This is a genomic window from Pseudomonas sp. UBA4194, from assembly GCF_002379585.1.
In the GTDB taxonomy this organism is placed as follows: domain Bacteria; phylum Pseudomonadota; class Gammaproteobacteria; order Pseudomonadales; family Pseudomonadaceae; genus Aquipseudomonas.
The window spans coordinates 1,274-2,867 of record NZ_DFUE01000018.1 but is presented as its reverse complement, the minus strand read 5'-3'; the positions used below and the strand labels follow the sequence as shown (position 1 = coordinate 2,867).

The 1,594-nt window shown below is 65.7% G+C and carries 1 protein-coding gene; it reads left to right on the top strand.

The window, feature by feature from the left end:
- Positions 1-99: 99 nt before the first annotated feature.
- The gene (locus tag B3397_RS04515) at positions 100-1,542 is read left to right on the top strand and encodes a TldD/PmbA family protein (RefSeq protein WP_296247680.1); all 1,443 of its coding nucleotides are present in this window, start codon (positions 100-102) and stop codon (positions 1,540-1,542) included.
- Positions 1,543-1,594: the final 52 nt, after the last annotated feature.

Genomic DNA, 1,594 nt, shown 5'->3' with positions numbered 1-1,594 from the left:
GGTGAGGGGACCTGTCACCACCGACCTCGACGCCTTGCCCCACATCAACCGACAAACCTAAGCTGTGCGCCTGCGACATCCCCGCTCGGAGGCTCCCCGATGTTCGATTCCACCCCGCTGCTGCAGCAGCGTTTCGCTGCCCTGCGCAGCCGCGCCGAATTCTTTTCCCTGCGCCATGTGCGCCAGTCCAGCCAGCACCTGGCCGTGCGCAAGAACGTTGCCGAACCGCCCAGCCTGAGCACCGACGAAGGCGTGATGATCACCGTGCGCGTCTACGGTGTCGAAGCCTACGCGGCCACTGGCGACCTGTCCCAGGCTGGTTTGCAGCAAGCCCTGGAGCGCGCCGAAAGCCATGCCCGCGGCATCGCCAGCCATGCCCTGCTCGACCTGCGCGAGCAACCCGTCGCCAGCGCTCGCTTCGACTACCTGTCGCCCGACGTCCAGCAAGCCTTCCCCAGCCTCGCCGACTGCTATCAACTGCTCGCCGACGAATCCGCCAGCGTGCCGGCCGACCCTCGTTTCGTCAGCTGGTACGCCGGCCTGGGCGTGACCCACGTCGAGCAGATCTACCTCAACAGCGCCGGCGCGCAGATTCGTCAGGCGCAGCGCTTCGTGTTCCCGGGGCTGAGCGTCACCGCCTTCGATGACAGCGACAGCCAGACGCGCAGCCTGGGCCGCGAGAACTTCGGCCAGCAAGGCGGCGCCGACGTGATCAGCCGCTGCGGTATCGTCGGCGCCGGCGCCCAGGTGGCCGACCAGGCCCTGCAACTGTTGCTGGCGCCCAACGCGCCACAGGGCAAGCGCGACCTGCTGTTGACCCCCGACCAGATGATGCTGCAGATCCACGAATCCATCGGCCATCCGCTGGAGCTGGACCGCATCCTGGGCGACGAGCGCAATTACGCGGGCACCAGCTTCGTCAAGGCCGAGGATTTCGGTCACCTGCAATACGGCTCGCGCCTGCTCAACGTGACCTTCGACCCGGACATCCCGGAAGAGCTGGCCAGTTATTCCCACGACGACGACGGCACCGCAGCGAGCAAACAGTTCTTGATTCGCGACGGCCTGCTGGTGCGCCCGCTAGGGGGCGCCCTGTCGCAGTTTCGCGCGGGCATGGACGGGGTGGCCAACAGCCGCGCCGCCAGCTGGAACCGTGCACCGATCGACCGCATGGCCAACCTCAACATCGAACCGGGCAACCAGAGCCAGGCGCAACTGATCGCCGGCATCGAGTGCGGCATCCTGATGTCCACCAACCGTTCCTGGTCCATCGACGATGCCCGCAACAAGTTCCAGTTCGGCTGCGAATGGGGTCAGTTGATTGAAGACGGCGAGCTCAAGGGCGTGGTCAAGAACCCCAACTACCGAGGCATCTCCTCGGGCTTCTGGAAAAACCTCTGTGCGGTAGGCGACGCCAGCACGTTCCAGGTGTTGGGTACGCCCAATTGCGGCAAGGGCGAACCCAACCAGGTGATCCGCGTGGGCCACGCCTCGCCCAGTTGCGTGTTCAGCCAGATCGACGTTTTTGGAGGTGACGCATGAGCCGCCACGCCGAGCATTTCCACACCCTGGTGCAATGGCTGCGCGATGCGGT

Coding starts and splice junctions, on each gene's coding strand:
- B3397_RS04515 (WP_296247680.1), top strand. CDS start 100: ATGTTCGATTCCACCCCGCTGCTGCAGCAGCGTTTCGCTGCCCTGCGC.